The sequence below is a fragment of the Janthinobacterium sp. SUN100 genome, from assembly GCF_030397705.1.
Taxonomy (GTDB): domain Bacteria; phylum Pseudomonadota; class Gammaproteobacteria; order Burkholderiales; family Burkholderiaceae_D; genus Janthinobacterium; species Janthinobacterium kumbetense.
On record NZ_JAPUBU010000001.1, the window covers coordinates 272777 to 296687 of the forward strand.

25 protein-coding genes are annotated in these 23911 nt (G+C 65.4%); 15 read left to right on the top strand and 10 right to left on the bottom strand.

All coding sequences use genetic code 11. The features are described 5' to 3' along the window. Genes O0881_RS01005 through mdcH form a run of 8 tightly spaced genes read left to right on the top strand, consistent with a single transcriptional unit; the run spans window position 1 to window position 5629 of the window. A complete protein-coding gene (locus O0881_RS01005) occupies window positions 1-882 on the top strand; it encodes a triphosphoribosyl-dephospho-CoA synthase (protein ID WP_289911434.1) in 882 nt (293 codons plus the stop codon). Further along, a complete protein-coding gene (locus O0881_RS01010) occupies window positions 869-1177 on the top strand; it encodes a malonate decarboxylase subunit delta (protein WP_289909682.1) in 309 nt (102 codons plus the stop codon). The genes O0881_RS01005 and O0881_RS01010 overlap by 14 nt, the downstream gene beginning before the upstream one ends. Further along, complete coding sequence (locus O0881_RS01015) at window positions 1174-2028, top strand: biotin-independent malonate decarboxylase subunit beta (protein ID WP_289909683.1); 855 nt, start codon at window positions 1174-1176, stop codon at window positions 2026-2028. The genes O0881_RS01010 and O0881_RS01015 overlap by 4 nt, the downstream gene beginning before the upstream one ends. After that, on the top strand, window positions 2025-2837 hold the full coding sequence (gene mdcE, locus O0881_RS01020; RefSeq protein ID WP_289909684.1) for a biotin-independent malonate decarboxylase subunit gamma: 813 nt from the start codon (window positions 2025-2027) through the stop codon (window positions 2835-2837). Before O0881_RS01015 ends, mdcE begins: the two co-directional genes overlap by 4 nt. Before the next feature lie 54 nt (window positions 2838-2891). After that, complete coding sequence (gene madL / locus O0881_RS01025; protein WP_289909685.1) at window positions 2892-3320, top strand: malonate transporter subunit MadL; 429 nt, start codon at window positions 2892-2894, stop codon at window positions 3318-3320. Continuing rightward, window positions 3313-4077, top strand: a complete 765-nt coding sequence (madM, locus tag O0881_RS01030; RefSeq protein ID WP_219308892.1) for a malonate transporter subunit MadM — start codon at window positions 3313-3315, stop codon at window positions 4075-4077. Before madL ends, madM begins: the two co-directional genes overlap by 8 nt. Then, entirely contained in the window at window positions 4077-4694 is a 618-nt protein-coding gene (locus O0881_RS01035; protein WP_289909686.1) for a malonate decarboxylase holo-ACP synthase, read from the top strand. Before madM ends, O0881_RS01035 begins: the two co-directional genes overlap by 1 nt. Further along, window positions 4691-5629 (top strand): malonate decarboxylase subunit epsilon, encoded by a 939-nt coding sequence (gene mdcH / locus O0881_RS01040; protein ID WP_289909687.1) that lies wholly within the window; start codon window positions 4691-4693, stop codon window positions 5627-5629. The genes O0881_RS01035 and mdcH overlap by 4 nt, the downstream gene beginning before the upstream one ends. Here mdcH and O0881_RS01045 read toward each other — a convergent pair. Together O0881_RS01045 and O0881_RS01050 are read right to left on the bottom strand one after the other, a co-directional pair. Beyond that, window positions 5626-7929 (bottom strand): TonB-dependent receptor, encoded by a 2304-nt coding sequence (locus O0881_RS01045; protein ID WP_289909688.1) that lies wholly within the window; start codon window positions 7927-7929, stop codon window positions 5626-5628. The two genes, mdcH and O0881_RS01045, sit on opposite strands and share 4 nt — an antisense overlap. A 322-nt stretch (window positions 7930-8251) precedes the next feature. Then, a complete protein-coding gene (locus O0881_RS01050) occupies window positions 8252-9511 on the bottom strand; it encodes a PepSY-associated TM helix domain-containing protein (protein ID WP_289909689.1) in 1260 nt (419 codons plus the stop codon). Between the two features lie 238 nt (window positions 9512-9749). Here O0881_RS01050 and O0881_RS01055 point away from each other — a divergent pair, with 238 nt between their 5' ends. The 5 genes from O0881_RS01055 (at window position 9750) to O0881_RS01075 (ending at window position 13940) form a co-directional block, all read left to right on the top strand. Next, entirely contained in the window at window positions 9750-10580 is an 831-nt protein-coding gene (locus O0881_RS01055) for an alpha/beta hydrolase (RefSeq protein ID WP_289909690.1), read from the top strand. An 11-nt stretch (window positions 10581-10591) separates the two neighbouring features. Continuing rightward, the gene (locus O0881_RS01060; RefSeq protein WP_289909691.1) at window positions 10592-12133 is read left to right on the top strand and encodes an ATP-binding protein; all 1542 of its coding nucleotides are present in this window, start codon (window positions 10592-10594) and stop codon (window positions 12131-12133) included. A 19-nt stretch (window positions 12134-12152) separates the two neighbouring features. Beyond that, entirely contained in the window at window positions 12153-12668 is a 516-nt protein-coding gene (locus O0881_RS01065; RefSeq protein ID WP_289909692.1) for a hypothetical protein, read from the top strand. A 6-nt stretch (window positions 12669-12674) separates the two neighbouring features. Beyond that, window positions 12675-13121, top strand: a complete 447-nt coding sequence (locus O0881_RS01070; RefSeq protein ID WP_289909693.1) for a hypothetical protein — start codon at window positions 12675-12677, stop codon at window positions 13119-13121. Between the two features lie 120 nt (window positions 13122-13241). Beyond that, window positions 13242-13940, top strand: coding sequence for an amino acid racemase (locus O0881_RS01075; RefSeq protein WP_289909694.1), 699 nt, complete (start codon window positions 13242-13244; stop codon window positions 13938-13940). A gap of 49 nt (window positions 13941-13989) precedes the next feature. Here O0881_RS01075 and O0881_RS01080 read toward each other — a convergent pair whose 3' ends face one another. The 3 genes from O0881_RS01080 to O0881_RS01090 form a co-directional block, all read right to left on the bottom strand. After that, on the bottom strand, window positions 13990-15207 hold the full coding sequence (locus O0881_RS01080; RefSeq protein WP_083299622.1) for an MFS transporter: 1218 nt from the start codon (window positions 15205-15207) through the stop codon (window positions 13990-13992). A gap of 294 nt (window positions 15208-15501) precedes the next feature. Further along, complete coding sequence (locus tag O0881_RS01085; RefSeq protein ID WP_289909695.1) at window positions 15502-15918, bottom strand: SRPBCC family protein; 417 nt, start codon at window positions 15916-15918, stop codon at window positions 15502-15504. 16 nt (window positions 15919-15934) lie between these two features. Continuing rightward, window positions 15935-16951, bottom strand: a complete 1017-nt coding sequence (locus O0881_RS01090; protein ID WP_289909697.1) for an aldo/keto reductase — start codon at window positions 16949-16951, stop codon at window positions 15935-15937. Between the two features lie 102 nt (window positions 16952-17053). On the opposite strand from O0881_RS01090, the gene O0881_RS01095 reads away from it, so the two are divergent. Then, a complete protein-coding gene (locus O0881_RS01095) occupies window positions 17054-17956 on the top strand; it encodes a LysR family transcriptional regulator (protein ID WP_289905165.1) in 903 nt (300 codons plus the stop codon). Window positions 17957-18076: 120 nt separating this feature from the next. On the opposite strand, the gene O0881_RS01100 is transcribed toward O0881_RS01095, so the two are convergent. The 3 genes from O0881_RS01100 to O0881_RS01110 form a co-directional block, all read right to left on the bottom strand. Further along, window positions 18077-18550, bottom strand: coding sequence for a DUF6328 family protein (locus tag O0881_RS01100; RefSeq protein ID WP_289909699.1), 474 nt, complete (start codon window positions 18548-18550; stop codon window positions 18077-18079). An 88-nt stretch (window positions 18551-18638) separates the two neighbouring features. After that, on the bottom strand, window positions 18639-19346 hold the full coding sequence (locus O0881_RS01105) for a hypothetical protein (RefSeq protein ID WP_289909701.1): 708 nt from the start codon (window positions 19344-19346) through the stop codon (window positions 18639-18641). Window positions 19347-19455: 109 nt separating this feature from the next. After that, window positions 19456-19668: a hypothetical protein gene (locus O0881_RS01110; protein ID WP_034751103.1), complete on the bottom strand. Its 213-nt coding sequence runs from the start codon at window positions 19666-19668 to the stop codon at window positions 19456-19458. Window positions 19669-19928: 260 nt separating this feature from the next. Between O0881_RS01110 and O0881_RS01115 the strand changes: the two genes are divergently transcribed. Further along, window positions 19929-20348, top strand: coding sequence for a YidB family protein (locus O0881_RS01115; protein WP_034751100.1), 420 nt, complete (start codon window positions 19929-19931; stop codon window positions 20346-20348). A 178-nt stretch (window positions 20349-20526) separates the two neighbouring features. On the opposite strand, the gene O0881_RS01120 is transcribed toward O0881_RS01115, so the two are convergent. Continuing rightward, window positions 20527-21564: a LacI family DNA-binding transcriptional regulator gene (locus tag O0881_RS01120; protein WP_251348933.1), complete on the bottom strand. Its 1038-nt coding sequence runs from the start codon at window positions 21562-21564 to the stop codon at window positions 20527-20529. A gap of 239 nt (window positions 21565-21803) precedes the next feature. Next, complete coding sequence (locus tag O0881_RS01125) at window positions 21804-23906, bottom strand: Ig-like domain-containing protein (RefSeq protein WP_289909702.1); 2103 nt, start codon at window positions 23904-23906, stop codon at window positions 21804-21806. Between the last annotated feature and the right edge of the window lie 5 nt (window positions 23907-23911).

Consider the following 23911-nt stretch of genomic DNA (forward strand, 5'->3'; position numbering starts at 1 on the left):
ATGATGACCACAATGACGACGACAGTGCCGGTGCAGGTACGCCCTGCGGCGCTGGCGCGCCAAGTGCTGCAGGCGCTGCTCGATGAAGTGACCCTGACGCCGAAACCGGGCCTCGTCGATTTGCGCAGCCGTGGCGCCCATGCGGACTTGAACTGGGCCCTGATGTGCCACTCGGCCTGCGTGCTGCAGCCCGTGTTTGCCGCCATGGCGCAGGCAGGCTGGGATTGTGACGATGACGACGAGCTGCGCCAGCGCATCGGCGCCATCGGCCGCGACGGCGAAGCGCTGATGCTGGCAGCGACGGGCGGCGTGAACACGCACCGGGGCGCCATCTGGGCCCTGGGCCTGCTGGTGACGGCGGCGGCGCAGCAGGGCGCGCGCGGCGCGTCGCTGGCGCCGCAAGCCGTGGCGGCGCGGGCCGGCGCGCTGGCCCGCTTGCACGACCGCGGCGCGCCTGGCGCCACCGGCAACAAGGGCGAGCTGGCGTGCCGCCAGTATCAGGTCGATGGCGCGCGGGGCCAGGCCCGTGCCGGCTTTCCCCTGGTGACGGGCGCGGGCTTGCCCGCTTTGCACGCCTCGCGCTTGCGCGGCGACAGCGAGACGACGGCGCGCCTGAACGCTTTGCTGGCCATTCTCAGCGGCCTGGACGACACCTGCGTGCTGTCGCGCGGCGGCGAGCCAGCCTTGCTGGAATTGCAGGCGGGTGCGGCGCGGGTGCTGGCCGCCGGCGGCGCGGCCACGGCCGCCGGCACCGAGGCGCTGGTGGCGCTGGAAGCGGTGGCGCTGGCGCGCGGCGTGTCGCCGGGCGGCGCGGCGGACTTGCTGGCGGCCACCCTGTTCCTCGATCGATTGACAGAAGGAGAAGCGCATGGAAACGCGTGACTATACGTTCCCGGCCGGGCCAGCGGCGGCGGGGCGCGCCCTGGCCGGCGTCGTCGGTTCGGGCGACCTGGAAGTGCTGCTGCAGCCGGGCGACGACGGCGTGACCCGCATCGTCGTCAACACGTCCGTCGATGGCAAGGGCGCCGTGTGGGATGCGCTGTTGCAGCGCGTCTTCGGCGGTGAGCCGTTGCCGGCGGCGGCCATCGTCATCAACGATTGCGGCGCCACGCCGGGCGTGGTGCGCATGCGCATCGAGCAGGCGTACGAAGAATTGCAAGCGGGGAGGGCGGCATGAGCACATTACAACAACTGCTGGAGCGCGACAGCTTCATCGAGCGGGGGGCGCGCAGCCGGGCCAAGGCCTTGTTGGACTCTGGCAGCATGCGCGAACTGCTCGACCCGTTCTGCGGCATCGCTTCGCCGTGGCTGCCGAAACAAGGCGTGACGGCGCAGGCGGACGACGGCGTGGTGGTGGCCAAGGGCTTGTTCGACGGCCAGCCGGCCGTGGTGCTGGCCATCGAAGGCGCCTACCAGGGCGGCAGCATGGGCGAAGTGGGCGGCGCGAAGATCGCCGGCGCGCTGGAACTGGCGGCGCGCGACAACCGCAACGGCGTGCCGACGCGGGCCGTGATCCTGTTCGAAACGGGCGGCGTGCGCCTGCAGGAAGCCAACCTGGGTCTCGCTGCCATTGCCGACATCCATGCGGCCATCGTCGACTTGCGCCGCTACCAGCCCGTGATCGGCATCACGGCCGGCACCGTGGGCTGCTACGGCGGCATGTCGATCGCGGCGGGCCTGTGCAGTTATCTGGTCGTCACGCGCGAGGCGCGCCTGGGTCTCAACGGCCCGGCCGTGATTGAGCAGGAGGCGGGCGTGGACGAATTCGACTCGCGCAACAAGCCGTTCATCTGGAGCCTGACGGGAGGCGAACAGCGCTTCCACAGCGGCCTGGCTGACGCCTATGTGGAAGACGACACGGCGCAGATGCGCGCCACCGTGGCCGCATTGTTCGCGCGCGGCGTGCCGGCGCGGCACCGCAGCGACCAGGCGGAAGGCTACCTGGCCCGCCTGGCGCAAGTCGACGCGGGCCCGCAAGCCACGCCGGAAGCCGTACGTTTGATCTACAGCAAAGGAGCAGCAGCATGAACGCCATTACCGACACGAGCCGCGGCGCCGTCTGGCTGGCGGCACTCACGAATACCGCTGCGCCGCTGGACGGCTATCCGCCCTCGGTGCGCGTGGTGGACGCGCCGCTGGCGGGCGAGCCGGCGCGCTACCTCGCCGTGCTGCCCGATCCGGACAACCGTTTTACGCGCGCCCGCACGGGTGAAATCGGCCTGGTCGAGGCGTGGCAGCTGGCGCGCGCCGTGCAGCAGGTGCTTGCCGAGGACCGCGACTTGGCGCTGAAACGGCCCATCGTGGCCGTCATCGACGTGGCCAGCCAGGCGTATGGCCGGCGCGAAGAGGCGTATGGCATCCACCAGGCGCTGGCCGGCGCGGCGGGCGCGTATGCCGAGGCGCGCCTGGCGGGCCATCCCGTGATCGGCCTGATCGTCGGCAAGGCCATGTCGGGCGCCTTCCTCGCCCACGGCTACCAGGCCAACCGCCTGATCGCGCTCGACGATCCGCAAGTGATGGTGCACGCCATGGGCAAGGCGTCGGCCGCGCGCATCACCCTGCGCACCGTGGAAGCGCTCGAAGCGCTGGCCGCCACCATCGCGCCCATGGCCTACGACATCAGGAACTACGCCACCCTGGGCCTGCTGTGGCAAACCTTGCAGGTGGCGCAGCCGGACGCGCCGTCGGAGCTTGATCTGGCGCAAGTGCGCGCCAGCCTGCAAGCGGCGCTGGGCGATATCCGCGCCGATCCGGAACGGGGACTGGCCAGCCGCCTGGGCGCGCCGCACCGCCAGGCATCGGCAAGAGTCAGGGAGGTGCTGGGGCAGCAGTGGTAGGTGCAACAACAGAGAAGACATCAAGTCATTCCTATTCCTATAACGGAGACAATCATGATCATTTACGGAACCGCATTGCTGGCACTGTGCCATTTGCTCGGCATCTTCCTGGGCGACCTGCTCGGGCAGCTGATGGGCGTCAAGACCAACGTTGGCGGCGTGGGCATCGCCATGCTGCTCTTGATCTGCGCCCGGCTCTACATGCAGCGCCGCGCGTGGCTGCCGCAGATGACGGAGCGGGGCGTCGAATACTGGGGCGCCATGTATATTCCCGTGGTGGTGGCGATGGCGGCGCAGCAGGACGTGGTGGCGGCCCTGCGCGGCGGCCCGGTGGCCGTGCTGGCCGCCATCGGTTCCGTGCTCGTTTGCGGCGCCGTGATTTCGCTGATTAACCGGTCGGAAAGCCCTGCCGCCATCGCTGCCGCTGAAGCTGACCGCGTGCAGTCCGACTCGATGTTGATGAAGGAGCACCGTCATGCTTGAAATCTTTGAAAAAGCCGCCATCCACAATGGCCTGGTGACGGCCTTCGCCTTCGTCGGCCTGATCATGCTTGTCTCGGTGGCGCTGTCGAAGTATCTGACCCTGGGCCGCGTGCACGGTTCGGCCATCGCCATCGTGATCGGCCTGGGCCTCGCGTACTGGGGCGGCGTGCATAGCGGCGGCCACAAGGGCCTGGCCGATTTGTCGCTGTTCGGCGGCATCGGCCTGATGGGCGGCGCCATGTTGCGCGACTTCGCCATCGTCGCCACGGCCTTCGAGGTGCAGGCGACGGAAGCGCGCAAGGCGGGCCTGATCGGCGTCGTGGCACTGATGCTGGGCGTGGTGCTGCCTTTCCTCGTCGGCGCCGGCGTAGCCTATGCGTTTGGCTATTCGGATGCCGTCAGCATGACCACCATCGGCGCCGGCGCCGTCACGTACATCGTCGGCCCCGTCACGGGCGCGGCCATCGGCGCCAGCTCGGACGTCATGGCCCTGAGCATCGCGGCGGGCCTCATCAAGGCCATCCTGGTGATGGTGGGCACGCCCGCCGCGGCGCGTTTCCTGCGCCTGAAAACGCCCCGTTCGGCGATGGTCTTCGGCGGCCTGGCCGGCACCGTCAGCGGCGTGTCGGCCGGCCTGGCCGCCACCGACCGCAAGCTGGTGCCGTATGGCGCGCTGGTGGCCACGTTTCATACGGGCCTGGGCTGCTTGCTGGGGCCATCGCTGCTGTTCTTTGCCGTCAAGGCGGTGGTGGCTTGATGGACGCCTGGCGCGCGCATGACTTGCTGTGGGCGTCCGGCCTGCCGGACGGTGCATGCTTGCCCGCCTGGGCCGACGCGGCCTGGCTGCAGGCGGCGCCGTTGGTGGTGCGGCGCGCCAGCACGGCGCCCGGACGCATCCCCGTGGGCTTGCGCGGCCGGCTGCGCAGCGAACGGCATGCGTGCGAAGTGGAGTCTTCCGCCGTGCTGCGCCGCGTGACGCCGGAAATGCTGGCGCGGCTGGCGCACACCACGCCGTCCGGTTTTGACTGTACTGCGCTCGATGCGCTGCGGCTGGTGGCGCCGCTGCTCGATGCCACGGGCTGGGCCTGGGGCCCGACGGGCGGCGTGGGCTTCGCCCTGGCGAGCGGCTTGCCCGTGCTGCGCGCCGACAGCGACCTCGATCTGCTGCTGCGCATCGCCGCGCCGCCGGACGCCGCGCAGGCCGACGCCCTGCGCGCCATCGCCGCCACGGTCACGGCGTGCCGGCTGGATCTGCAAATCGACACGGGCCATGGCGGCTTTGCGTATGCGGAATGGGCGGCGGGCCGGGGCAGGGTGCTGCTGAAAACGGACCACGGTCCCGTGCTGACGGCCACGCCCTGGGAGGGGGCATGAGCGTATTGTTTACCTTTCCCGGCCAGGGCGCCCAGTACCCCGGCATGCTGCACGCGCTGCCCGACGATGCGGCCGTGGCGGCGGCCCTGGCCGAAGCGGCTGAAGTGCTGGGCCAAGATTCCCTGGCGCTGGACACGGCCGAAGCGCTGGCGTCGACGCGGGCCGTGCAACTGTGCTTGCTGATCGCAGGCGTGGCGATGGCGCGTTCGCTGGCGGCGCGCGGCGCGCTGCCCGACATGGTGGCCGGCTTTTCCATCGGCGAGTATGCGGCGGCCGTGGTGGCCGGCGCGCTCGATTATGCGGATGCCGTGCGCCTCGTGGCGCGGCGCGGGGAGTTGATGGAACAGGCGTATCCGGCCGGCTACGGCATGGCAGCCATCATCGGACTTGATCTGGCGCAACTCGAGCCGCTGCTGGCGCAAGTGCATGGCGCCGCGAACCCCGTGTATGTCGCCAACCTGAATGCGCCGCGCCAGATCGCCATCGCCGGCAGCGAGCCCGCCTTGCAAGCCGTGATGGCGCTGGCCCTGGCGCAGGGCGCCAGCAAGGCCAAGCGCCTGGCCGTCAGCGTGCCGTCGCATTGCCCGCTGCTGGAAGGCGCGGCGCTCGACATGGCCGCCGCCTTCGAGGGCGTGACCGTGCGACGCCCCTCGCTCGTCTACCTGAGCAGCAGCGCGGCGCGCGCGCTGTTCGACCCGGCCCGCATCCGCGACAGCCTGGCCGCCAACATGGCGCGGCGCGTGCAGTGGACCGCCACGTCGCGCCTGGCGTGGGAGCGGGGCGCCCGGCTGGCGCTGGAAATGCCGCCCGGCAGCGTCCTGACGCGGCTGACGGCGCCCGATTTCACGGACGGCGTGGCCGTCTGCTGCGACGGCAACCGGGGCGACAGCCTACTGGCGCTGGTGCAGCGGGAGCGAAACGGCAGCGTGCCTTAAAGCCTGGCGCTCAGGCCAACGTGAAAGCCACGGCCCGGCAGGGGCGCAATGTATTTCAGTGGGGAATTGTGCGGCCTGGCATCTGTATCGAGCAGGTTGCTGCCGCTGATAAACACCTCGATGCCTGCAAACGGCGAATTGGCTACCTGCAGGGCGCGGCTCACCTGGAAGTTCACCATGGTGTAGCCGTCGAGCGGCACTTCCTCGCTGACACTCTTGCCCAGGTACTTTTGCTTGTCGTAGCGGGTGCCAGACAGCCTGGCTTTCCACCCCTTGTTTTCCCACTGTACATTTGCGCCATAGCGGTTGGTGGGCATATTGGGCAGGTAGGCGCCGTCGTTGTGCGCGCGCAGCTTGTCGGGGTTATCTGCCCTGTTCTTGACCAGGTCGGCAAATGCGGAGAGGTTCAGCTTGCCGTAGCCGCCAAGCTGCACGACCTGGGAGGCGTCGATCTCGAATCCCCTCACCGTCGTATCCGTCTGCTTCCAGTATTTCAAGGGCAGGCGATTGGCCATCTGGGCGCCCGAGTGGCCAAGGTAGAGATAGTTCTCGTACTTCATGACGTAGCCGGTGGCCGACAGCTGGAAGCCGCGGTTGGCGAACAGGCCGGTGAGCTCCGTATTCTTCGCGCGCTCGGCCTTCAGGTTCTGGTTGCCTTCTTCCTGGGTCATGATCGAATAGTGGCGGTTGCTCGCATACAACTCATTGACGTCGGGCGCTCTTTCCGACGATGCGTAGCGCAGCTTCGCGCCGAACAGCTGGCCCAGCTTGGCCGAGGCCCCCAGGCTATAGCTGTTCAGGCTGAACGACCTGTCCTCGAGTCGGGAGTTGCTCGCATTCCTCGACGTCTTGAAGCCGCTCTTGCGGATATCGTGCTCGACTTTTTCATGGCGCAAGCCCGCGTCGAAGGTGGCCCAGTCGACATCGACGCTTTCCTTGAGGAACAGCGCACGGCTGACCGTGTTCGCGTCGGGCAGGTACAGCTGCGGCCCGCTGCCGGCGATATCCCTGGCCTTGTGGCTCAAGCCCAGCATGCCGCTCAAGGGGCCCGCGCGCCGGTGCGCCAGCAGAAGCTCGGCTTGATTCGTGTCGAATTGGTAATCATTCGCCTTGATGGAACCCAGGCGCTCTCCCGACGCATTGTTCAGGCGTGACATGCGCAATTGCACGCTTTCAAGATACGCAACGGGGCTGGACAGCCGGGCTTCCAGCGCATATTTATCCTGTTTGATTACGACGCCGACGGGCAGCCCCTCGTCATAATTCGCCCCGAACGACTTGTTTTCCATGGAAAAGCCCGGCACGCCATACTCGCTTTCCTTGGAGTCGAGACTGACGGCCACGTAGCCCTGGTCGAAAAAGTAGGTCGTGCCGACGGCAAAGTGGGCATTGCTGGCATGGCTGTTGCCCAAGGTGCCGTGGTAATCGGGCGTCACGTCCTTGTTGATCTTGCTCTGCGTCATCGACGGCGTACCCGGCACGTAAGCGGGATTGGCCGGGTTGACGTAGGTCTTGCGCTGCCAGACGGAGGTGGGATTATTGGTGTAGAAGGAAAAATCACCGTCCGCCCAGTCCGGATTTTCCTTCATGAACTGGTCGATAAACGGTTGCGACGCCTTGTTGTAGATTTGCTGGATGCGCGCTTCCTTCTGGCAACTGTCTGCCAGGAAGGTGTTGACACCGCCGGTTGCAGGGAACAGCTGGCTGTTGCACGCGCCGGCCTTGCTGTTGCCGGGAATATCGTAATGCCCGATCTTCTGGAAGGACAGTTGCAGATTCGTCGAGAAGTGCTTGCCATCGTTGAAGTTTGCGCGCAAGCCTTGCGCGTCGGCATCGTTAAAGCCCTTGCGCAGGATCAATTCCACGTCCTTTTGTTTGTCCTCCATCTTCCTGGAAACGATGCCGGAATCGACGTCGACGCTGCCGCCGATGGCATTGCCGCCGAAACGCACGCTATCGGACGATTTGTTCACCGTCACGCTGCGCGCAAACAGCGGGTCGAAAGGGATGTTGATGTCGCCGCTGAGCGCATTCATGCCGAGGATGGACTGGCCATCTTCGAGGATCTGCACACGGCTGCCGCTCAGGCTGCGGATCACCGGCGCGCCCGCATTCGGCCCGAAGGCGCTGCTTTGCACGCCCGAGACATGCTCGAGCATGCCGCCCAGGGTCCGGTTCTGGGTTTGCGTATTCTCGACGAGGACGACGCTGTCGATGCTGGAAGGCCGGTCAGCCCGGACCTTGATGGTTTGCAGGGTGACGTCGTCCGCCGCGTAAGCGAGCGGGGCAGTGGACAGCATGGCAGCTGCGAATACGTGATGGCGCATAGGACTTTCTAAAAAGGTGGAAGGTGGTGCTGGACGCGGGCCCGGCGTGAAGGTGTTAATGCAATTGAGTTGCAATAATAGCTCGCACCTTATGTTATTGCAAGTAAACTGCATTTGATGGAATCGGCTGACTGGCGCATGGAAGCAGCGCAGCGCAGGCAGCCGGCATGTGCCGGCTACTGGGTTGGAAAGGGGGGAGGTGTGCTGGCCTTGCGCGTTGCGCGTGATCAGGCCGCTGGCAAGGTGTGCGGCGCAGACTGCATTGGTCCGCCTGCGCCGTGATGGAGTCGCTGCTTCAGGTGAAGTTCGCTGGCTTTTTCGCCTGCAGCCGGCGCGCGCGCCGTTTTCTTTCCCATATGACGATGCCCGTCACGGACAGCATGGCCACCATCAGGCCCATGCAGGACATCAGTATGCGCCCCGGCAAGCCGAGGATGCGGCCCGAGTGCAGGGGGAATTGCAGTTGCACGAAGACGTCGGCGGCCGTGCCTTCCCACGGCTTGTGCTGGCCGATGATGCTGCCGTCCATGCCGTCGACATACAGGTTCGACAGGCCCATGCCGGCCGCGCCGAATTCGTCGGCCGGGTCGAAGAAGGAGACGTTGTAAAACGAATAATTGCCGCCATAATAAATGCCGCCGATGGGCGCCGTGATGCCGCGCTGCGCGGCTTGCTTTTTGGCAATCTTCACCGCCTGCTCGAAGTCGATTGCGGGCGTGATATACGTGCCGTAGGGCGCCGGCACCTGCGTTTCGTACGGTCCCGGCGTGGTGGTGGACACGAGCGACATGACGGGATAAAACACTTCGCGGTACAGGTTCAGCGAAAACGAGGTAAACGCGACGACGATGATGACGGGCCACACCCACAGTCCGCCCGCGCGGTGCAGATCGAAATTGAGCTTGTAGCCGCCGGCCGCCCAGCGCAGCACCCACGACGGTTTCCAGCGCTGCCACCAGCTGGCGGCATCGCGGTGGCGCGGAGTTTCGTCCTGCGCGCGCGGGCGCAAGCGGCGCGGCGTGGTCAAGTAAAACGCCACCATGCTGTCGAGCAGCCACACCAGGGCCACCGTGCCCATCAGCCAGTAACCCCAGCGGTCCGTGCCCCAGAAGGCGGGCACGTGCAAGCTGTAGTGCAGGTGGCGCAGGAACGGCATCAGGCTGCGGCGCGACAGGGAAATGGCCGTCGAATCGCGCGTGCCCGTGATCTGTGCCGTGACGGGGTCGATGTAGACGGTGTTGTAGTCGAGCACGAACGGCTTGTTCGTGGCCGGGTCCGTCAACGGGCGCACCATGAAGGCGGCCGCATGGCCTTCTTCCAGGCCCAGGGTCATGTAATTGACTTCCACGCGCGGGTCGGCGGCGGCGACTTTTTGCGCCAGCACAAACGGCGGCTGCAGGGGGCCGCGGCCCGGCGTGTCCATGATGTCGGCGTTGAGCCATTCGTCCAGCTCGTGGTCCCACGACGTGACGGCGCCCGTGAGGCCCGCGACGATGAGAAAGAGGGCGATGGTCAGGCCGGCCCAGCGGTGTATGACAGTCCAGAAAGCGCGCATGCGGTACAAACCTTTAACATAAAACCGGCTTGTTGCCGCCAGCAGGCGCCACGGGGGCGCACAGGGAAAAGCCAGGCACACGCCTGCTATTTTGATAATGGGAATCGTTCTCATTATCCGCCGTGGCGTGGCGTTTGTCCAGCGACAATGGTGTTGCCCAGGGTCAAATGGCGCATGCTAAGATGCTAGCAAGAAGTTAATTTACATTCCACATGGAAATATTCAAGGCTGAGGCGGCATGCGCATAGAAGACCGGAACAATGTCCGCATTCGCGAATGCAACGGTGCGCCGCAGGCGGGCGCGGCTGCCACCATGGTGTTCATGCATGGCTTTGGCTGCGACCAAACCATGTGGCGTTACCTGGAGCCGCTGTTTCGTGCGCGCTACCGCACCGTGCTGTTCGACCTGGTCGGCAGTGGCGCTTCCGACCTCAGTGCCTATGATTTCGATAGCTACGCGCGGCTCGACGCGCATGGCGCCGATTTGCGCCAGGTCATCCATGCCGTCGGCGGCGGCCCCGTCATTTGCATCGGCCATTCCGTCAGCGCCATGAGCGCCTTGCTGGCCAGCATCGCCGAGCCGGAACTGTTCGCCGCGCAAGTCATGCTGGCGCCGTCGCCGTGCTATGTCGACGATGCGGCGGCCGGCTATCGGGGCGGCTTCAGCCGTGCCGATATCGACGACTTGCTCGATGCCATGGACAGCAATTACCTGGGCTGGTCCGCCGGCATGGCGCCTGCCATCATGGGCGCGCCAGGGCAGCCGGCGCTGGGGCAAGACCTGGCGAACAGTTTTTGCCGCACCGACCCCGTCATCGCCCGGCATTTCGCGCAAGCCACGTTCTTGTCCGACCACCGCGCCGTCTTGCCGCAGAACAGCACGCCGGCCCTGATCGTGCAATGCAGCGACGACTTCATCGCGCCACCTTGCGTGGGTGTGTACTTGCGTGAAATGTTGCCGCACAGCACCCTGCACGTGCTCGAAAATGTGGGCCATTGTCCGCACATGAGCGTGCCCGACGCCAGCTACCGCGCCATCCGCCACTTTCTCGACGGCCAACACCTGTAATGCGCGACACGATGCCTTCCTTGCCTGACGCCAGCACCTTGTTCCAGCACGCGGCCTGCGGCTTGCTGCTGTGCACGGCCGACGGCACCATCGTGCAGGCGAACGCCACCTTTTGCGGCTGGCTCGGCTATGGCGCCGGGGAGTTGCTCGGGAAAAAGAAACTGCAGGACTTGCTGACCATCGGCGGGCGCGTATTCCACCAGACGCACTGGCTGCCGCTGATGCAGGTGCAGGGCAGCGTGTCGGAAATCCTGCTCGACATGCGCCAGCGCCAGGGGCAGTCCATCCCCATGCTGTTCAATGCCGTGCGCCGCGAACATGATGGCGTGCGTTATGACGAGATCGCCGTCTTTGTCGCCAGCGACCGGCGCAAGTATGAACAGCAGCTGCAACTGGCGCGCAAGGAGGCTGGCGAGCTCAATGAACAGCTGGCGGCCGCCGACCGGCGCAAGGACGAATTCCTGGCGACCCTGGCGCACGAGTTGCGCAATCCGCTGGCGCCCATGCGCAACGTGCTGGAAGTGTTGCGCCTGGCGCAACTGGACGACCCGCAGCTGCGCTGGGCCCGCGACGTGCTGGGCCGGCAAGTGGGGCACATGACGCACCTGGTCGACGATTTGATGGAAGTGTCGCGCATCACGCAGGGGCGTTTGGAACTGCGCCGCGCCAGCGTGGAACTGGCGCCCGTGGTGGAGGCGGCCCTGCACAGCGTGGCGGAGCTGGCCGTGCAATCCGGCCACAAGGTGCTCGTGGAGCAATGGCCGCAAGCCATCTGGCTCGACGCCGACGCCACGCGCCTGGGACAGATGATCGCCAACCTGCTGACGAACGCCATCAAGTATACGCCCGCCAACGGCGTCATCGGACTGGAAGTGGCATGCACGGACAACGACGTGCACATCAGCGTGCGCGATTCGGGCATCGGCATCGCGCCCGAGCACCTGGACACGGTATTCGACCTGTTTTCGCAGCTGGAACCGGCCCTGTCGCGGGCCCAGGGCGGCCTGGGCATCGGCCTATCGCTCGTGCGCGGCCTGGCCGAGTTGCATGGCGGCAGCATCAGCGCGCACAGCGATGGCGTGGGGCAGGGCAGCACCTTCGCCTTGCGCCTGCCGCTGCCCGCCGTGCCCTTGCAGGCGCCGCCCGAACCCAACCGCCGCTTGCTGGCCGGCACGCGCGAAGGCAAGGTGCTGGTGATCGACGACAGCGCCGACGCGGCCGAAAGCCTGGCGCTGGCGCTCGACATCCTCGGCTATGACGTGCGCACGGCCTACGACGGCGCGGCCGGCATGGCGGCCGCGCAAACCTTCATGCCGCAAGTGATCTTGCTCGACATCGGCTTGCCGCACATGAATGGCTACGACGTGGCGCGGCTGTTGCGCAGCCAGCCCTGCGGCAAGGACGCCATCCTCGTGGCCGTCACGGGTTGGGGCCAGGACAAGGACCGCCAGATGGCGTCCGACGCGGGCTTTGATTTGCATCTGACCAAGCCCGTGGATTTTTATGAGCTCGATGCGGTGTTACAGAAGATGTTGCAGGCGGGTGCAGAATAGTAAGAATGAATTGAAGGTAATGGAACAACTGACAGAACTTGAAATCGCCGTTTTCCAGCTGCGCATGGGCTTTGGCCATGCCGACCGCTGCGTGGACTGGGCCGTGGAACGCCTGCGCCGAGACGAGGAAGGCGACGACCTGGAAGCCGTGCTGCTGGCCAGCGCCCGGGGCCGCGACGAGGTGCTGCCGCTGGCCGAGGTGATCATCGCGCGCTACCGGGGAATGCAGCGCCTCGGTGAACAATTCCTGGCCGGAAAATACATCGTCGAACTGCGCGCCGCCTATCTGGCGGGCCGGGAAAGCGCGGCGTCGCTCGATGCTATCTTTACCCGCCTGTACCCGGCGCTCGATTATCCCAACTGGCTGGTCATGCTGAGCCGCAATTGCGAGTATGCGATGGACGTAGCCGATTTCGAGCTGCCGTTCGAGGATGAATTCCGTTATATTGCCAGCCTGTGGGCGCAGGCGGAGAGCATGGCCGCGTTCGAGCGCGAATACCGCCGACAGACCTCCAATACCCATGATATCAAGTAGGTGCAGATGACTGACAATAATGTGCTGCGCGCGTTGGGACTCAGCGAAGCTTTGCTGGCTCATCTGGATGGTGATAGCGTTGCATCGCCATTGGATTACCGTTGCCAAGCGGCGCGTGCATGGCGTTCCTCGCCCATGGCAGGGAACGGTATCGTGGCCTTGTGGGAATGCGGCATGGTGCTCGATTACTTCAATCCTGCCAATGGCTGTTTCGAGCGCTGCAGCCTGGAAAATATTGACGAGGTGTGGCGCAGCTATGCATCGCTGCAAGGCTTACTGGCAGAACTATTTCTTAATGCATACGAGGATGAAGTGGATGACGCCGCGCTGTGCGCCTGCGCCAGCCTGTTTGGCTTCCATGCGATACAGCGTTTGCTGGCGGAGGCCGCTAACGCGGGAACGGGCTACAGGCAATGGCGTACGGGCTTTGGCGCGAGTTGTACGGACCGTTAAGTGGTCTGTCGCACCATCGTTGACATGCTTCACTTCTGACAGTCCTGTCCGCTTGCATCGCTGAGATAAATTGATATATCTCACCGTATAATTTGCGCAATTCTTTTCGCTGGGAATAATGTGCAAAACAAGACTATAGGTTTACTTGGCGGCATCGGCTGGGCTTCGACCCTGGAATACTACCGGCTCATCAATGAAATGCTGGTGGCGCGCATCGGGTCCGCGCACAGCGCGCGCATCATGCTGGTCAGCATGGACCAGGCCGATTTCGTCGCGCACGCAGCGCAGCCCGATTCCCATGCCATCGAGCAATTCCTCGTCGGGGAAGGGCAGCGCCTGCGAGACATGGGCGCGGACTTCTTCCTGTTGTGCGCGAATGGCGCGCACCGCTTCGCGCCGGCCGTCGTGCCGCGCATCGGCTTGCCTTTTATCAGTATCGTCGAGGAAACGGCAAAGCGGGTGCAGCAGTCGGGCATACGCAAGGTGGGTTTGTTGGGCGTCAAGCAGACGATGGCAGGGAGTTTTTACCACCAGGCGCTGGCGCAGCTGGACATTGCCACGGTGACGCCCGAGGCGGCCGACCAGGACATCCTCCACGACATCATCTATACGGAACTGGTGCAGAATATCTTTACCGATGCCAGCCGGAAATTTTTTCTCGCCATCATCGAGAAACTGCGGCGGCAAGGCGTGCAGGGCGTGATTTTGGGATGTACGGAGATACCGCTGCTGATTCAGCAGGGCGATGTGGACTTGCCGCTATTTAATACCACGGCCATTCATTGCGAGGCGGCGGTGGCGTTTGCCATCGAAGATTGAGCACTGGCAACAGAGCGGCTGCCTGGGCAGGCTGCCGCTCTCGTCATCATCAAGCCGGCTGCGCGCCGCTCACATTCCGGCTGCGGTTTTCCACCAGCACGGAAATACCGAGCACGACGATGCCGCCGCAGGCCAGCATGGCGCCCACCCAGCCCGTCGAGCGCAAACCCATGCCCATGGCGATGGCGATGCCGCCGGCCCAGGCGCCCAGCGCGTTGGCGATGTTGAAGGCTGAATGGTTGAGGGCGGCGGCCACGGTTTGCGCGTCGCCGGCCACGTCCATCAAGCGCGTCTGTACTGCCGGGGCGACGGCGATGCCGGCGCCGATGGCGAACAGGTTGATCGCCGTCAACCAGACATTGCTGCTGGTATAAGTAAAGGCGGCCAGCGCGGCCACGTTCCACAGCAGCACGCCAAAGATGGTCCACAGGCGCGAGCGGTCGGCCAGCCAGCCGCCGATCAGATTACCCACCGTCATGCCGATACCGATGATGGCCAGCAAGATGGAAATGACCAGCGGCGACACTTTCGTCACTTCCAGCAGGGTTGGCGTAATAAACGTGTAGACGGCGAACATGCCGCCGAAGCCGATCGCCACCATCAGCAGGGTCAGCCACACTTGCAGGCGGCGGAACACGCCCAGTTCGCGGCGCGGGCTGGAATCGCCGGCGGCCACCATGGGCACGAAGATACGCACCATCAGCATGGTCAGCAGGCCCAGCGCGGCGACCAGCAGGAAGGCCGAGCGCCAGCCCAGGGTCTGGCCGATGTAGGTTGCCAGCGGCACGCCGAAGATATTCGCCACGGTCAAGCCCATCAGGACGCGCGCGACGGCCTGGCCGCGCCGATCCGGTTCGGCCAGCGCGGCCGCCACCAGCGCCGCCACGCCAAAGTAGGCGCCGTGCGGGATGCCGGCCACGAAGCGGGCCACCACCAGCAAGCCATAATTTGGGGCGATGGCGCTGAGCAAGTTGCCGCCAGCGAACATCAGCATCAGACAGATCAGCATCAGGCGGCGCGGCATGCGCGCCAGGAAGATGGTGATCAGGGGCGCGCCGATGACCACGCCCAGCGCGTAGGCGCTGATCATGTGGCTCATCTGCGGCAAGGTCGTGCCCAGGTCGTCGGCCACCACGGGCAGGATGCTCATGGAGGCGAACTCGCCCGTGCCGATGGCGAGGCCGCCGATGGCCAGGGCCAGGTCGGCGTATCCAGCGCCAAAAGGCGCGGTGACGCGCGGAATCAGGGGATCTACGGAGGCGTGCATGTTCTTGTTAGTTGGGTAAAGAATGACAGGGCGGAGGGGCGCGCAGTGGCCCAGCCGGAGGTGGCAATGCGCCACCAGAGTCGACGGATGGCCGGTATTTTCGGGCTAGAAGAGCTGCCCAAAGACAACATTGTAAGAGATTCGGGCAAGCTCTGCAGGGCGCCGGCTAAAATCTGCTGCACTGCACACAACAGCGATTGCTCTTGTTGTTAACGATAACACGGAATCTGCGCGATTCCGCCACAGGGAGAGCGAAGAAAGCCTGGCTGTGGCGGAAATGGTCTTCCTTGCGTGTTACTTCGCTAACGATTGCTGCAGCGCTTCCAGTCCCGCCACATAAATGCCGTGGAACAGGTCCGTCACTTCCTGCTCGCTCACGCCCACGGGCGTGAAGCGGCCCGACCAGGTGACCCGCGCGCCCGCGCTGCCGGCAAGTGGTTCCACTTGCAGGGTCGACAGGTAGTCGGTGGCGGGAAATGGCGCCTGCAGGATGGAATAGCTGTAGCTGCGCGCCGTGTTGTCGTACGCTTCCAGTTGCTCGACGATGACGTCGCCGGCCGGATTGGCCAGGTGGCGGATGCGGCCCCCTGCGCTCAAGGTGCTGCTGGGAATATAGGGCAGCCAGTCGGGCAGGGCATTGAAGCCGCCGATCAGTTGCCATACTTGCGCCGGCGTGGCGGCGATGTCGATCGAGGTGGTGGTGTGTGCCATATGCTTTCCTTATCTATTAGTTGGCGCCAGTTGGCAGCGGGGCGAATGGCGACACGAGTTGCTCGGCGCGCATGTCGTGCCAGAAGGCGGCGGGGATGACGCTGTGCAATGCCTGCTGGTCTTCGGCCAGGCGTTCCGGACGGCTGGCGCCGGGGATCACGGCAGCCACGGCCGGATTGGCCAAGGAAAATTGCAGGGCGGCAGCCTTGACGCTGACGCCGTGGCGCGCGGCAATCGCCTTGATGCGTTCTACTTTGGCAATGATTTCGGGCGAAGCCTTCTGGTATTCGAAGTGCGCGCCGCCGGCCAGGATGCCCGAGCTGTAGGGGCCGCCCACGACGATGTCGACGTTCTGTTTTGCCGCGCCCGGCATCAGGCGCTGCAGCGCCCGTTCATGGTCGAGCAGGGTGTAGCGGCCGGCCAGCAAGAAGGCGTCCGGCTGGGCTTCCGCCAGGTCCAGGGTCAGTTCCAGCGGTTCCACCTTGTTTACGCCCACGCCCCAGGCCTTGATGACGCCTTCTTCGCGCAAGCGGGTCAGCACGCGGAAGGCGCCCGTGCGGGCAATCTCGAATTGCGCCAGCCAGTTGTCGCCGTGGAAATCCTGGGCGATGTCGTGCACCCAGACGATATCGAGGCGGTCCGTATCCAGACGTTTCAGACTGTCTTCGATCGAACGCAGGGTGGCGTCGGCCGAGTAGTCATCGACGATCTTGTTCTTGCGGCCAAATTCGAACAAGCCCCCTTTTTCGCCCAGTTCGCGGGCGGCGGGGTCTTCCAGTTCGTCGAGGATGAGCCGGCCGACCTTGGTGCTCAGCACGTAATCGTCGCGGCGGCGCTGCTTCAGGGCGGCGCCCAGGCGCAGCTCGGCCAGGCCGGCGCCGTAGAACGGGGCCGTGTCGAAGTAGCGGATGCCCGATTCCCAGGCCGCGTCGACGGTCGCCAGCGCTTCCTGTTCCGGAATGTTGCGGAACATATTGCCCAGCGGCGCCGTGCCGAAACCCAGTTTGCCTGTCAGTAAGTGTTTGATTGTCATGGTGTTTTCCTTCAATGAGTGAGTCAGTGCAGACAGAATAGCTGGACAAGTTAAGCCTGTCCAAGACATAATTGGCGCAACTTGAGTCCTGAAAGGTCTGATATGCTGGACATACGCCAATTGCAATACTTCATCGCCGTTGCCGAGGAAGAACACGTGGGGCGGGCCGCCGAGCGCCTGCATATTTCCCAGTCGCCGCTGAGCCGGCAGATCGCCCAACTCGAAGACCGGCTGGGCCTGACCCTGTTCGAGCGCAGCGCCCAGCGCATCCGCCTGACGCGCGACGGCCACACCTTCCTGGCCGAAGCGCGCGCGTTCATTACCCACGGGAACCGCCTGGAAGCGCTGGCGAAACGCCTGGGGCGCGGCGACGAGGGCGGCCTGTGCATAGGCTACATCGAAAACGCCATGCATGCGGGCGTCTTGCCGGAGGGGCTGCGCGCCTTGCGCGCCACGCGGCCGCAAGTGCACGTGGCCCTGTACAACCTGCATTCGGCCGAGCAGATCGAGGGCTTGCGCCAGCGCAGCCTCGATATCGCGCTGCTGTGCGAGCCGCCGCTGCCGAATGATCCAGACCTCGATTGCGCGCAAGTGCTGAGCGACCCCATGCTGCTGGCCTTGCCCGCGACGCATCCGCTGGCGGACAAGGCCCAGCTGACCCCGGACGACCTGGCGGGCCAGGAGTGGATTGCCGTGCTGCACAAGGAAAGCGTGCTGAAGCACGATAACTTCATCGCCGCCTGCGCGCGCGCCGGTTTTACGCCCGACATCCGCATGGAAGCAACAGAGCCGCTGACGGCGCTGGGCCTGGTGGCGGCCGGGCTGGGCATGGCCATGATCCAGCACAGCTTGCGCCAGCACGCGCCGGCCGGCGTCGTCGTGAGGGAATTGCCGTGGTTCAGCTACCGCACGCCCCTGTGGCTGGCCTGGCACAAGGTCAATCTGCGTCCGCTGGTGGGCATCTTCCGGGAAACCTTGCTGCAGCAGGCGGGCGCAGCCGCTTAGCAACACCTAACAAAACCGTAGCGAGCGGGATGAGTTGTGGCTGAGAAGCGGAGCTGTGCTTGAGCACAGTGAGCATCGGAGGCCGCAAATCGCGACGCGCAGCAGGTTTGGTTAGGTGTTCTAGATTTTCCTGGCGCGCTTCAGGTGCAGGGGCAGCCACCACCACATGCAGACGATGAGCGAGCCCATCAGTACGCAGGCGACGATGCCGGCGACGTGGCCGAACACTTCCGACATCACCAGATTGGTGCCGAGGATGAACGCCAGCGCCAGCGAAAAGGCGCCGCACATCATGATGCGGTCGGCCACGCGCTTGAAACGTTCGCGGTCTTGCAGGGGGCGCATCACGCGGTGCTGGATGGCTGGCGCGCTGAGCAGCACCAGGCTGGTCATGGACAGGAAGAATGTCAGCAGGAAGACGATTTTTTCCGCCTGCACGATCTTCGAGAAGCCGCCGTTGAAGGGCAGGATGATGAGGAAGGCCGTCAGCATCTGCGCGCCCGGCAAGAGGATGCGCAATTCGCTGAGCAGGTCGGACAAGTCGCCTTCCTCGCCTGCTTGATTATTGTCGTCATGTGGCGGGGTGTGCGGCATGGCGCTATTCCTGTTGGTGGCGATGGGGCCAGTCTACGCACAGGCGGGCAGGCCGACTGTGGGCGGGCGCACCTTCGGAAGCATTGCGTCAGAACCAGTGCGGGTAGCGTTGGCGCAGCCGCCACAAGGGCGTCGAGACGATGGCCGTGGCGCTGTGCGAGGCGTCGTGGCCGCAATGGCCGCAACTGTGGCGCCGGTGCGGCGCCAGGGCGAAGTCGCCCAGGTCCAGGTGCGGGTGGCCGCAGCGGGCGCAGTCGCTGCAGCCCAGCGGCGCGCCAGCCTGCAAGGCGGCGGCGAACGTCTGCGCGGCGGGCGGTGTGATATTCAGTTGCACTATGTCGGGAGGAAACAGGCCGGGCAGGGCGCGGCAGTCGATGGTCAGGGCTGGCAGGTCGCGGCTGAACAGGGCGCCGCCGTCATTGGCCCGGGCGCGCAGTTGCAGCAGGCCATCATTGCCCAGGCGCAGGGTGCTGGTGTGGAATTGCGTGGGGTCGAACAATTCCGGATACAGCACATAGCCCATGGGGCTGGCGTGCTGGCGGCATTGCATGGGTTGCGCGGATGGGCAGGCGGCCAGGTCGGCTTGCGTGCCCCAGTAGCACTGGTGCGTGCGGCACCAGTGTCGCGCCGCGCCATTGCGAAATTTTCCAGCGGGCAGCAGATCGCACACGATGACGGCGTCCAGTCCCGCACCGGCGCGAAAGTGGCCCGTGATGTGGGACGTGGTGACGGCAAGACGGCCCGTGCTCGCGTGCAGGGGCCAGCAAATGCCCGGCAGGGTCAGCGGCGTGGCCAATGGCGCCTCCGCGCGGCTATCGGCTTGCCAGCCGCTCGCTGGCCTGAAGCAAAAAACCCGCCGGTTGGGGCGGGCTGTGCTGACGGGGATGCCTGAGGCATGGCCCGGTCTATTCTTCCGTATCGGCCAGGGTGACGATGGCGCGCGCCCACTTCGAGTATTTCAGGTTTGCCAGGTCGCGCACGGTCTTGATATTGAATGCCTGCTTGAGCAGCTCCGCATCCTTCTCGCTCACGCCTTGCAACGCATCGACGGGTGCATCAGCGATTTCCTTGAACGTCTTTTTTTCGTAAGCCTTGTCTACCGCTTTATTGATGTTCATGTGTTGATACTCCTCAGTAAGTGGGAAAATTAATTCTACACGTTTTTGAGAACCGTCAATTTACGCTTGCAAGTTGTGCCGAACTAAATATGATGGAGGTGGGCGCCTCGACAGTGAGGCCGTCTGTGCGTTCGCCTTGAGATTGTAATTATGTCACTGTTATTATTCATAGTATAATGATTTCCATGGCGGAGAATGGTCTGCGCCATGCCGGACACCGCGGTCACGCGGCACCAATCGATAGCGTTCAGGAGAATACGATGAGTTTGCTAGATCAACTTGCAGGACAGGCGATGAGCGCTTTGGGCAATAAAAGTGCTGACGGGGAAGCCCCATCGGGATTGATGGCCAGCGTGATGGACCTGGTCAACCAGCATGGCGGCTTGCCCGGCCTGCTGCAGAAATTCCAGGAAAGCGGCCTGGGCGACCAGGTGGCCAGCTGGATCGGCACGGGCGCCAATGCGCCCGTCTCCGGCGAACAGATCAAGGATGCGCTGGGCAGCGACACGATCACCCAGATCGCTGAAAAAGCGGGCGTCGCCCCGGACGCGGCCTCGGGCGGCCTGGCAGCCTTGCTGCCCCAGCTGATCGACAAGCTGACCCCGGACGGTCAGGTGCCGGAAGGCAACGACCTTGTCAGCCAGGGCTTGAATATGCTCAAGGGCAAGATCTTCGGTTGATTCCCTGGTCTTGCAAGTGAAAAACCTCGCAGCGATGCGAGGTTTTTTTATGTGCAAGGTTTCTGGGGGATCAGAGTTAACGTCGGAAAAACGCCTGTGGCTAGGCGCCGCCCCGAAGACAGTACGCGGGTACGGCGAAGGACAAGAGTAACCCCCGCAACAACGCCACGGGCGTTTTTCAGGCGGCGGCCATTATTCCCAGGCGCTGCGCCATATACGCCGGTTCGCTGGTCAGTCTGGCCGTACTCCCTTCCACCAGATACGAGCAATACCGTCTCCGCTCGGCGCTGCCGCCGCGCCGTTCCATCAGCTCGCCCAGCATGGCGACGGCATCGGCGGCCATCTTTTGCACGGGCTGGCGCAGGGTGGTGATGTCGTAGCTCAGCCAACCGGACGCTTCCAGCGCGTCGAAGCCGGCCACCGACATTTGCAGCGGCACCTGGATGCCCATCTGGTGGCGCGCCGTGTCCAGGCAGCCGATGGCCATGATGTCGTTGCCGCAAATGACGGCGTCCGGCACGCGGCCCAGGCGGTCGATGACCTTGCGCAAGCCCCGTCCGCCGCTGGCGTAGTCGTAGTTGCCGCTGACGACGATGGGCGCGGGCAAGCCCAGGGTCAGCAAGCGATCCAGCATGCCGGCCTTACGCTCCTGCGCGACGGCCGAATCGCCGGGGCCGTCGATGATGGCGAACTGGCGGTGGCCCGCTTCGGCCAGGCGCGAGACGAGCAGGCGCGCCGCTTCGCCCTGGTCGCACAGCACGGCATGCACGGCGTGTTCGCGCGGGCTGCGGTTGAACAGCACCAGGGGCACGTCGCGCCGGCCGAATTCGGCCATCTGCTCGTCCGACAGGCAGGCGGCCACGACGGCGCCGTCGACCTGGTATTGCCACACATCGCTGAGGACCTTGCCGATGTCCGCTTCGCGCTCCAGGGTAAACAATAGCAGGCGCTTGCCCTGGCGGGCGATGTGCTGGCTCAGGTCGGACAATACTTGCGGATAGTACAGATTGGCCAGGTTGGAAATGATGACGGCCACCAGGTTCGAGCGGCGCGTGATCAGGCTGCGCGCGGCCGCGTTGGGGATGTAGTCGAGGCTGATGGCCGCCTGCATGACCTTGGCGTGGGTGGCTTGCGAGATGCTGGCGCCGGGCTTGAAGCAGCGCGACACGGCCGATTGCGACACGCCGGCCAGCAAGGCCACGTCATACGAGGTCACGCGCCGTCCGGCGCCGGGTACGGCGCGGCTGGCGGTGCTGGGTGTCCGGGCTACAGTATTCTTTTTTCGCATATTGGTCTGGCAAGCAACCTGTCTCAAAGTATTCCTGCAGGCCCGGCCGCTTGTGGCGGCCTGGGCGGGCAGAATGAGCATAGCGTAAAAGATTGCCGCATGGCAAGACTGTTTTCTTGTTCATGTTGCAAAAAATATGACTGAATGGCAAGTGGTATGCTTGCTCCTCAATCGGCGCTGTCGCAGGGCCCGCTGCCATAGGGGCTGAGGCGTCCCGGCGGGTCCACGCGGCGCGCGCTGAAATCGCTGGCCAGCGTGGGTAATGGCCATTCCGCCGTGGCGCTCGCTTCCGTGCCGCTGACGGTGCCGCGCACGGTCAGGGCCACGTGCACCCAGGAACCATAATTGCGCGGATAGCTGACGGTGACGGTGGCCATGCCCAGCGCGTCGCTCTGGCCGCTGGCGCTGACGGTCAGGGGGATGCCCGGATCGAGCACGCCATTGCCGTTGCGGTCGTAGGCGGCGTCAAAGATGCCGTTGCGCAAGACGTCTTCATTGGCGCAGCTGTAGAGGGGCAGGGCCGGGCGCCAGACGCCCGTGTCGGGGAACTCGGGCTTGTCCGCCTGCCATACATAAGATCCCTTGGCATAGCGGCTGGGCCAGGCGGCGGCCGTGATGGCGACGCCCTGCACGGCATTGCCGGCGCTGTCGGACACGAACACGGCAAAGTCCTTCTGCAGCACGCTGGGTGAATATTCGCGCAGCAGGCTGCCCGTGCCCAGCTTGATCGACAGCGCTTGCCGCGCCACCGTCAGGCGCACGAGGGCCGTGGCCGCCGCTTGTGGCGCGCCTTCGATGCGGGCCTGGATCAGCACGCCGTCGCGGCCGCTGTCGGCCGGCCCCGCCACATACACGGCGCGCGCTAGGCCATCGCTGCCCGTCAGCACCCGGCCCGCCTGCCGCAGGTAGCCGCCGCTGGGGTCGCTCAAGATGGAAAACAGCACGGGCGCGTTCTTGATCAGGTTGTTGGCCGCGCCATCGCGCACCACGGCGCTGATTGTGCTGATACTTGTGCTGACGTTGTCGGCCGATGCCGCCGAAGTGGTCGTATTCGCGCGCAGCACTGCCGGGTCCGCTTGCACGGCCAGCTTGCTGGCGCCGCTCAGGGGCGCGACGAATTCCAGCCGCGTCTGCGCCGAGGGGCCGCCCGCCACGGCGGCCGTGAGGGTGGCCACGCCCGCGTTGGCCGATTGCACATAGCTGCGCGGCAAGTTGCCATTGCTAAAAATCAAACTGGCAGGCAAGGCCTGGCTGCAGGCGCTGTCGCTGAACAGGCTGCCGCGCGAGGTCGACAGGCTGGCGCTGCCCGCTTGCGGCACGCCCGCCTTGTCATAGCGCGCGTCGATGGGCTGGCACGCCAGGGTCGCCACTTCCGGCAGCACGTCCGCGCCGCTGGCGTCCTGGCCCACGGCCGGACTCAGGCGCAGGTCGCTGCCGGCCACGGCATACGCTTGCGTGGCGGCGGCGCCCAGCGCGCTGACGGACACGGCATCCTTGCCCAGGCTGCCAGCGGTCAGGCGCAGCACCAGCTGGCCTTGCGCATTGCTGAGCGCCGCGCCCCCATCCTTGACGCGCACGCCGTTGCCGGCGCCCGTGCTGTAGGCGATGGCGGCGCCGGCCACGGGTTTGCGCGCCGAGTCGCGCACGGTGACGGTGAGGTCGGCGCCCTGGCCCAGCATCAGGGCGGCCGGCCCCAGCACTTCCACGCTGCTGCCCGTCACGGCCACCGTGCCCTTGCCGCTGCGCGCGCCGACAGTCGCCGTCACGGTGATGCTGCGGTTGCTGTTGGCGCCGCCGGTCCCCAGCAGGGCGCGCGCCTGGCCGTTCTTGTCCGTCACGGCGTCGACGCTGCCGAGGATGCCGGAATCGGCGGCAAAGGAAATCTTTGCGTTTGGCAAGGCGAGGTTGGCGCCATCCTTGACGAGGGCGGTGACGGCCACTTCGCTGCCGGCCAATCCCGCCGAGGCCAGTTCCGTGCTGGAAAAGACCAGGTTGACGGCGCTGGCCAGGCTGGCCGGCTCGGGCGGCGTGACGGGAGGAATCACGGGGGGCGTCACGGGCGGGGTGACCGGCGGCTTCACGGGCGGCACGGTGGGCGGCGGGCTGCCGCCGCAGCCTGCCGTGCTGTGCAGCGAGCAGCCGGCGCCGGCCTGGGCATCGGCGGAACCGCCGCCGCAGCCGGCCAGGGAAACGAGGAAGGTCGCCAGCACGGTAGCAGGCAGCAAAGCGGCGGGCAGGTGGCGCGGGTGGCGCAGGCGGGCGAGGGGCACGATGG